Below are 7,994 nucleotides of genomic sequence, written 5' to 3' on the forward strand. Positions count from 1 at the left end.
ACCCTGAGCATGTGGGCCACGACCATCACCACCATACCGTTGGCGGCCCAGTGGTGGATGGCCCGAATGCTGGACCCGAATCGGACTTCGTTCTCGATGTACAGGATGCTGGTGTAGGCGCCTTCCGGCGTCGGCTGGTAGTAGGCGGCGAGCATGATGCCGGTGATTCCCTGGATGGCCAACAGGGCGAGGGTGATGCCGCCCAGGCAGTAGAACCACTTGGTGGCAAACAGCGGGACGGGCTTCTTGAGCGCCTGCAGCATCGGCTCTTTGATCTGGTAGCGGCTGTCCACCCAGTCGGCGCTGCGCAGCCAGAGCGGCTTCCACGGGGCGCGGGTGCGCCAGGCGCTGGCAGAACGAGCTGCCCCGTAGACGAAAACCATGCCAAACGCCCCGAAAACCAGCCAGCGGGTCAGGGGAGTCCACAGGTTCTTCAGTTCTCCGGTCAGGTGGCAGTGCAGGCAGGTGTCCTGCTCCGCCGGTGGCAGGGTTTCCGCCGGCGGGGGCGCGGCCAGAGCCCGCACGTCCTGGGTGAGCTGGGAGACCGACGGGGCCGCCATGCCGCTGGCCTCAGTCGGATGCGTCCAGGGTAGGGCCGCGCTGAATGCGGCTGCCAGCAGGAACAGGGCGGGAACGACGAAAAAAACGCGGCGAAATCGGGGCATGCCGTCCACCTCGCGTTCCATAGGCATCGCAGTTCCGGCGCCCGTCCGGCGCGGCGATTTCTACTAGTTAGGGTAGGGGATGGCTAAATTGCGGGGCAGTGCAGGGTTTCACCCCTTGCGGAGATGTTCGTCATCGCCCCGAAGGTGATGGTTTGCGCGGCCGCGCACCTCGGTGCGCCACGGAATCCAGGGCTGCGTCCGGCGGCGACGAATCGCGCCGCGAGCCGGGAAAGATGTCACATGGGATCGAGATGGAGAACGGGGATCGGATCGAGGGCATCGGCCATAGGGAACCCGAGAATGCGGGAGTAGAAAGACAATTCGGCCTGATAACACCGCCGGAGGTTGTCCGCGTTGCGAAAACCGTGGCCTTCTCCGGCGAACTTCATCAGGAGGTGAGGGATCCGACGTGCTGAGAGGGCTGCGGCCAGGGCCTCGGCTTGTGATGGCGGCACGACTCTGTCGTCCTCACCCTGGAAAAGGATGACCGGGGTGAGAAAGCGATCCAGATGATGGATCGGTGATCGGGCGCGGTAGAGAGCCTTGGCCTGCGGGTAGGGGCCGATCAGCCAATCGAGATAGTGGGCCTCGAACTTGTGCGTGTCGCGAGCCAAGAGCTCGAGGTCGGCGACGCCATAGTAGGAAGCTGCGGCGCTGAACACGCGAAAGAACGCCAGCGCCGAAAGCGTCGTGAATCCGCCGGCGCTGCCGCCCCGAATGATCAGCCGGTTGCCGTCGGCACGTCCTTGATTCGCCAACGCAACCGCTGCCTGCACACAGTCTTCTACGTCGACCACTCCCCATTGGCCCCGCAACAAGTCGCGAAAGCCGCGGCCGTAGCCGCTGCTGCCTCCGTAGTTGACGTCAACTACCGCCAGGCCCCGGCTGGTCCAGTACTGGATCCAGAGCAGGAGGAAGGAATGGGCAGCGGAGGTCGGGCCGCCGTGGCTGGCGACCAGAAGCGGCGGGGTGTCGTGAATCGGGGCGCGAAATCGGCGGGAGCGGGGAGGATAGTAGAAGGCGTGAGCGAGCCGGCCGCCTGCGCTCTTGAAGGTGAAGTGCTCAGGTCGCGAGACATCCTGAGCGTCGAGCCCCAGGGTGATGGAGCAGTGCACGACCTGGGGCTGGCGGCGCTCCACATCGAAACGCACGATCGACTGCGGCAGGCTCGGAGATCCCCCGATCATCCAAAGGTGGGTTCCATCCCATCGCAGCTGAGGGGGGTAACAGCAGGTGAGTCCAGTCGGCAGCCACTCCACCCGGCGCCCGTTCGGGGAAAGCAGGCACAGCTCGTCCATCCCCTCGCGCGTGATCAGGCAGGCAATCTCGCCACCCGGCAGGAAGACATAGCGCGAGAAGCCCAGCCCCCACTGTGGAAGCCCGACTTCGGCTTCGATCGGAAGGAGCAAGCAGGCCGAGCCATCCGAGTCGAGGGCATACAGGTTCCACCAACCGCTACGGTCGCTGACAAAGTGCAGCCTTCCGTCCGGGCTCCAGGAAGGCTGGAAGATCGACTCCTCGTCTCCGCCTGCGATCCGGTGCGGCTGGCTCAGCCGTCCATCCGACTCCAACCCGGCAACCCACAGCCGGCTGCCCTGCCAGGGCATGTTGGGGTGATCCCAGGTCGTCCAAGCCAGCAGCTTGCCATTCGGATGCAGACGCGGGAAGGCGAAGAAGTCGTGTCCCTCCAGCAGGCTTCGGGGTACGGCCTCGCCGGTGGTCGAGATCAGCGCCAGATCGTTGACGACCGTTTCTCCCCGGTGCTGCTCGCGCACGGCCACGATGTGGCGTCCATCAGGGGTGATCTCGCCGTCGGCATAACGGAGCGAAGCCGGCTCATCCGGCTCGGGGGTAATCGGGTATGGTGAACGCCCGGGGTCGAGTCGGTACATTCGCTGGTCGCGGAAGTTGACGAAGAACTGCGCCGTCTCGGTCACGACCAGGCTGCCGCCTCCATATTCGTGCAGGCGCGAGCAAGCGCTGTACTCGGGGAGGAGCAGGCTTTGTGCGCCTCTCGCCGCCGTCCAGCGGATCAGCGCGGAGCGGCCGCCCTCTTCGGGCCGGATCTCGACCCAGTAGGCGGCCTGGCGCGTGAGGCGCAGTTCCTCAAGCGTGCCGCGGGAAGTGCCCGCCGAGGCAACCATCGAGGCCGAGACCGGCGACTGCCATGTGCCGTAGGGCGCAACGGCTCGAGGGGGCATGCGCTTTCCCTCCTCAGACGATCTCGGTGAGGTGCAACGCCCTTCCGACCCTGGTTCTCAAGGACAGGCGTTGCTCAAGTGGTCGTCGAAGGTGCTGGCAAACAGATGCCGTCCGGATCCGTCACAAGTGGCCCGGAAGAAAAGGAACTCAGTCTCCGCCGGCTCGGCCACGGCTTGCAGCGAGCTCAGGCCGGGATTGGCGATGGGTCCCGGCGGCAGTCCGGAATACCGATACGTGTTGTACGGCGACTCGAGCTCCAGGTCGGCTAGGGTCAGTGGAGCCTTCCACCACATTCCGTCCGCTTGCCGGCCCAATGCGTACTGCACGGTTGGGTCGGCCTCCAGGCGTATCCCCTGCTGCAGCCGGTTGAGAAAGACTGCTGCGATCAGGGGGCGTTCGTCAGGGACGATGGCTTCGCGCTCAACGATCGACGCCAGCACAACTGCCTGGGCCAGCGACAGGCCTTGCTTCTCAAAGCCAGCGCGCAGCGAGGGCGTCACCCGCTTGTCGAAGGTGGCCAGCATCGTGTTGACCAGCTGCTCGGCGGTCGTCCCGGCGCCGAGGGCGTAGGTGTCCGGGAACAAGAAGCCCTCCGCGCTGGGGGCGGACGGGAGCCCGAGAACTTCCTGGAGGCCGTCCGCCTGCTGGGCAGCCTGCATGAAATCCGGTGAGGCGAATCCGATGCCCTCCAAGGGAAGTGCCTCGGCGATTTGCTCCAGGCGCCAGCCCTCAGGGACCGTCAGGCGGGACTGGCTGACCATGGCCAACTGCAGCGCCTCCGCCAGCTGGGTGATCGACATTTCGCCCGAGAGGGCATAGCGCCCGGCTTGAATCCGGGTGTCGAGGCCGTAAGAGCGGAGATACGCTCGGAGCAGGGCGGGATCCTGCACGATCTGGGCATCTTTCAGGCGCTGGATGATGGTCTCCGCCGAATCGCCCGGGAGGACGGTGATCTCGGCCATTGCGGAGGGATCCCCGGCAGGCTGGGACAAGGATCCGCCTCGCAGGAGCAAGTAAGCTCGGAGCAGGGCTCGATCGGCGCCGGCGATGCCCTGGGTTGGGCCCAGCAGCGAGGCGACGGGCTTGGACCCACCGAACAGGATCGCACCGGCCGCCACGCCGACCATGCACAGGATCAGGATCAGCGACGTCAGGAACAGACAGCCGGAAACGGAACTACTTCGGCGCCGCATCCAGGTGCTCCTGCAGAATGACCGCCGCTGCCCGGGCGTGCTCCATGGCCTCGGGGCCAGTTCGGATTCGGGCTGCCTGGGATGACCCCGTCTCATCCCAGGCTACCACCGGGATCGTTGTCGCTACCCGCAGCGCATCTATCAGTCGAACGGCTCGCCGGGCCTGCGGACCGAGCTCCCCGTCTAGGCCATAGGGTACCCCGACAACAATTCGCTCGACGCCGTGCTCGCCTGCGGTCTCAAGCAGTGCCTGGACGTCGCGCTCACGCGAGACATGGCGCAGCACTCGCAAGGGGCGCGCGATCGTGCCAGTGGGGTCGGAGACCGCGACACCGAGATGAACGTCACCGGGGTCGACCGCCAGCACGCGCCCCATCACGGAGCTTCCCAGGGCAGGGAGATCCGAATGCGGCTCTCTACCCAGGGCACACGGTTGAGCCAGGCTGGCCTGACGATGATCTCGGGTGGCAGGGAGAGGCCTGCTCTCTGTAGGAGAATCTGGCGGGCCTCTTCAACAGGTAGGCCGCGAATGGCACGCGCCAAGCCCGCCCGATCGACGGGGCGGTAGACGGTCCAGTGGGCGGCCACGTCAAGAGTGCGGCCGGCAGGGTCACCTCCGGGTGTCAGCTCGCCCATGGTCAGCGATCCGGGCGCAGGGATCCAGCCGGGGTCTGCGGCGGCCTCGATCTCGTCCCAGGTGTTCTGCTTGAGGTCGTCCTCGAGAAGCGCCAGGCCCCCAATTCGGACTTCTTGCCAAAGGCCGACGGAGTCAGCGGCCTCACCCGCCGAAAGATCAAACGCTTGCTCGACGACATCCACCACCCGCAGCGACCCCGGGAGAAGGCTCTCGCCCGCCTGCAGGTTATCCTGCAGCGCAAGCCGAGCCTGCTCAAACAGCTGGTCCTCGAGGGCGCGTTGCAGGGTCGGAAGGTCGGCCGGCGCGACTGCGGAGCGAATTCGGTCGGAACCGCCTGACAGATCCTGCGGATTTGAGACGGAGGCCTGCAATCCGAGCGGGCCGTCCACCGAGTCAAGCGAGCCTGCGGCCAGGTTGCCCGCTGACCCGGCTGCGACCGCGGCGACCGGGACGCTCACGGTGCTTCCCTGGCCCGCCGGGAGTTCCGCCACCACCGTCGTGATGAAGCGGACCGGGTCCTGACGGGTGGGGCGCACACTGGTTCCCTCGGGGATGCTCACCGGCTCAGACGTCAAGTTGGTGAACAAGGCAGTCCCGACGGCGGGGGTTACGGGTGCCAGGACGGTGCCGGTCGTCGGCAGGCGGAGTTTCCCCTGCAGCGTCACCTCGACCTGTCGGGAGGCAAGTCCTTGCACCGGGCCACCCTGCAGCTGTCCCGGGGAGGCCTCCAGCATCACGGTCTGTTCTCGGGTCTGACTGATCGGGGTGACCAGAGCGTCGGCAGAAGGCAAGATGGCGGCCGCCATTGCCAGCAGGGAAATCGCCGCCAGCCCGATCCACAGCCACCGCTGCGCTCCACGCGTGGTGGAGAGCCCCAGAATAGGTGGGCGCGGCGGCAGCCTGCCAGGCTGACCGGAGCGCCCTGGGTGGACGTTCCTGGAGATGGGTGATGCCGACGGGAGCCATGCGCCTTCACGGACCTCGTCCAGGGATGGGAAGTGCGGGATGGCCGCGGCTTCGGCGGCCGTCACCAGGACCGGGTGGCGGGTCACGAGGGCTAGCTGACGGCCGCGCAAGGCTGCTTCTCGGTGGAGCAGCACAAGGTCAAGCTGGGTGAGCCGCGTCCGGCCCCGGTTGGGGTAGACGAGCACCACTCGAGGCGCCTGCGACCATGCCAGTCGGTCCCGCACCGAGGCCCGGTCGTCCTGAGACTCAAGCTCGATGATCTGGAGCTTCATCCGCGCAGCCGTTCCCCCGAGTAAGGCGAGCTTGCCGGATCGCCGGCCGGGGTTGTGAGCGGCACTGCATGCCTACGCCAGGTGCCTGCGCACGTAGTCTTCGGCCTGGTCGAGGGCCAGGCGCAGCTTGGAAGGATCCTTGCCGCCGGCCTGGGCCATCCCCGGCTTGCCGCCTCCGCCGCCGCCCATCACTCCGGCAGCCTGCTTGACAAGCTCTCCTGCGTGCAACCCGCGTGCCACCCCATCCGGGCTGATGGCGGCCACAATCACCGGGCGACCTTCCGGGGCGGAACCGAGTACGATCACGCTGGAAGGATACCGGGCGCGCAAACGGTCCACCAGTCTGCGCAGGGTTTCCGCATCGGCGGATCCCACCTCGCCGGCGATCATCGTGACGCCTTGCACCTGCTGGGGCCGGAGTTGCAGGGCCTCGGCTTCCGCCTGCTGCAGCCGCAGCGTCTCCAGGCGCCGCTCCAGGGCGGACTGTTCCTCGAGCAGGGCGTGAACGCGGGCCTCGACGGTTTCCGGCGATGTGCCGAGCTGGCGCGCCAGACGTTCGAGGGCGCCCATGCGCGCCTTGACGAGCTCGAGCGCCGCCCGCCCGGTCACCGCTTCGATGCGGCGGATGCCGGCGGCCACGCTGCCTTCCGAGAGGATCAGGAAGGTGCCGATGATGCCGGTTTCGGGTACATGCGTGCCGCCGCAAAGCTCGTAGGACACGCGCGGCGTGTCCCCGATGGCGACGGTCCGGACGGTCTCGCCGTAGGTCTCGCCGAATAGCGCCATCGCACCTTCGCCGATGGCTTCCTGGCGCGGCTTGAGGCGGCTGACCACATCGAGGTTGCTCAACACGGCCTGCTGCACCAGGGTTTCGACTCGGTCAAGTTCCTCAGCGGTCATAGCCTGGGGGTGGGTGAAGTCGAAGCGCAGGCGATCGGGGGCGACCATCGAGCCGGCCTGGAGGGCATGCTCGCCCAGCACGGCCCGCAGCGCACCATGCAGCAGGTGAGTTGCCGTGTGATTGCGCATGACGTCCCAGCGGCGATCCCGGTCGACCGCCGCGATCGCCAAATCTCCTGAGTGCGGTTGACCGCGCAACACAGTCCCCTGCAGCACACTCAAGCCGGCGATCGGGCGCAGCGCGGCCTGCACCTGGAACTCCCAGCGCGGTTCCTTGACCGAGGCGACGGTCCCCATATCGCTGACTTGGCCGCCGGCCTCGGTGTAGAAAGTGTGGGCCGCCAGGACCAGGCCTACCGCCTCCCCGGGGCTGGCCAGCGACTGGTTGCCCCCGGGCCCGATGATCGCCAGCAACGGCACCTCAATTTCGAAACCCCCATACGGATCCACCTGGACGCCTTGCGCCGGCAACGCAGAGGCGGCTTGTAGGTCGGCCAGAGCCTGCTGGTAGATCTCGAGAGGCACCTCACCGGCGTCGGCGCCCCACTCGGCGCCTGCAGATGAGACATCGCGGTGGGTTTCCATGGCCTCCCGGAAGCCGGCCTCCTCGACCTCCAGCCCGGATTCGCGGGCGATGTCGCGGGTGATCTCAAGCGGTAGTCCATATGTGGCATACAGATCGAAGGCGCTCGAGCCGGGGAGCACATACTCGCCGCGGGCCGTGGAGGAATGGATCAGCTCGTCCAGGTGGCCGACTCCGGTTTCAACCGTACGTCGGAAGCGCCGCTCCTCGTCCACCAGGGTTCGCATGACGGCCGGCCGGTTGCGCACGATCTCCGGGTACACATCCCCATATTCCTCGATCACGGCCTCGGCGATCTGACCGAGGAAGGGATCGTCGAAGCCGGCCTTCGAGCCGAAACGGCTGGCCCGGCGCACAATCATCCGACAGACGTAGTTGCGTCCGACGTTGCCGGGCACGACGCCGTCCGCGATCAGGAAGGTTGCCGCCCGAACGTGGTCGGCGATCACGCGGTAGGGTGTGAGCAGGTCGAGGCGCTGCTTCGGGGTGTGGCCGGCGAGCTGCTGGATCCGGTCGAGGATCGGGGTGAACAGGTCGGTCTTGTAGTTGGAGTCGACCCCCTGCAGGACGGAGACC

The 7,994-nt window shown here is 66.9% G+C and carries 6 protein-coding genes; all 6 read right to left on the reverse strand.

Translation table 11 applies throughout. From position 1 onward, the window contains the following. Positions 1 to 665, reverse strand: a 665-nt coding sequence (locus MUO23_07185; protein ID MCJ7512740.1) for a hypothetical protein, incomplete at its 3' end; no start/stop codon positions are given. 236 nt (positions 666 to 901) lie between these two features. Further along, on the reverse strand, positions 902 to 2,866 hold the full coding sequence (locus tag MUO23_07190) for a prolyl oligopeptidase family serine peptidase (GenBank protein MCJ7512741.1): 1,965 nt from the start codon (positions 2,864 to 2,866) through the stop codon (positions 902 to 904). 57 nt (positions 2,867 to 2,923) lie between these two features. Beyond that, on the reverse strand, positions 2,924 to 4,060 hold the full coding sequence (gene mltG / locus MUO23_07195; protein ID MCJ7512742.1) for an endolytic transglycosylase MltG: 1,137 nt from the start codon (positions 4,058 to 4,060) through the stop codon (positions 2,924 to 2,926). Further along, complete coding sequence (gene ruvX / locus MUO23_07200) at positions 4,044 to 4,436, reverse strand: Holliday junction resolvase RuvX (protein MCJ7512743.1); 393 nt, start codon at positions 4,434 to 4,436, stop codon at positions 4,044 to 4,046. The genes mltG and ruvX overlap by 17 nt, the downstream gene beginning before the upstream one ends. Further along, a complete protein-coding gene (locus MUO23_07205; GenBank protein ID MCJ7512744.1) occupies positions 4,436 to 5,935 on the reverse strand; it encodes a baseplate J/gp47 family protein in 1,500 nt (499 codons plus the stop codon). The genes ruvX and MUO23_07205 overlap by 1 nt, the downstream gene beginning before the upstream one ends. A 72-nt stretch (positions 5,936 to 6,007) precedes the next feature. Beyond that, positions 6,008 to 7,994, reverse strand: a 1,987-nt coding sequence (gene alaS, locus MUO23_07210) for an alanine--tRNA ligase (protein MCJ7512745.1), incomplete at its 5' end; no start/stop codon positions are given.

The sequence above is a fragment of the Anaerolineales bacterium genome (assembly GCA_022866145.1).
GTDB lineage: Bacteria > Chloroflexota > Anaerolineae > Anaerolineales > E44-bin32 > PFL42.

What these genes read in the sequence shown, in the direction of transcription:
- ruvX (MCJ7512743.1), bottom strand. Translation starts at nt 4,436, where the DNA reads ATGGGGCGCGTGCTGGCGGTCGACCCCGGTGACGTTCATCTCGGTGTC.
- MUO23_07205 (MCJ7512744.1), bottom strand. Translation starts at nt 5,935, where the DNA reads ATGAAGCTCCAGATCATCGAGCTTGAGTCTCAGGACGACCGGGCCTCG.
- MUO23_07190 (MCJ7512741.1), bottom strand. Translation starts at nt 2,866, where the DNA reads ATGCCCCCTCGAGCCGTTGCGCCCTACGGCACATGGCAGTCGCCGGTC.
- mltG (MCJ7512742.1), bottom strand. Translation starts at nt 4,060, where the DNA reads ATGCGGCGCCGAAGTAGTTCCGTTTCCGGCTGTCTGTTCCTGACGTCG.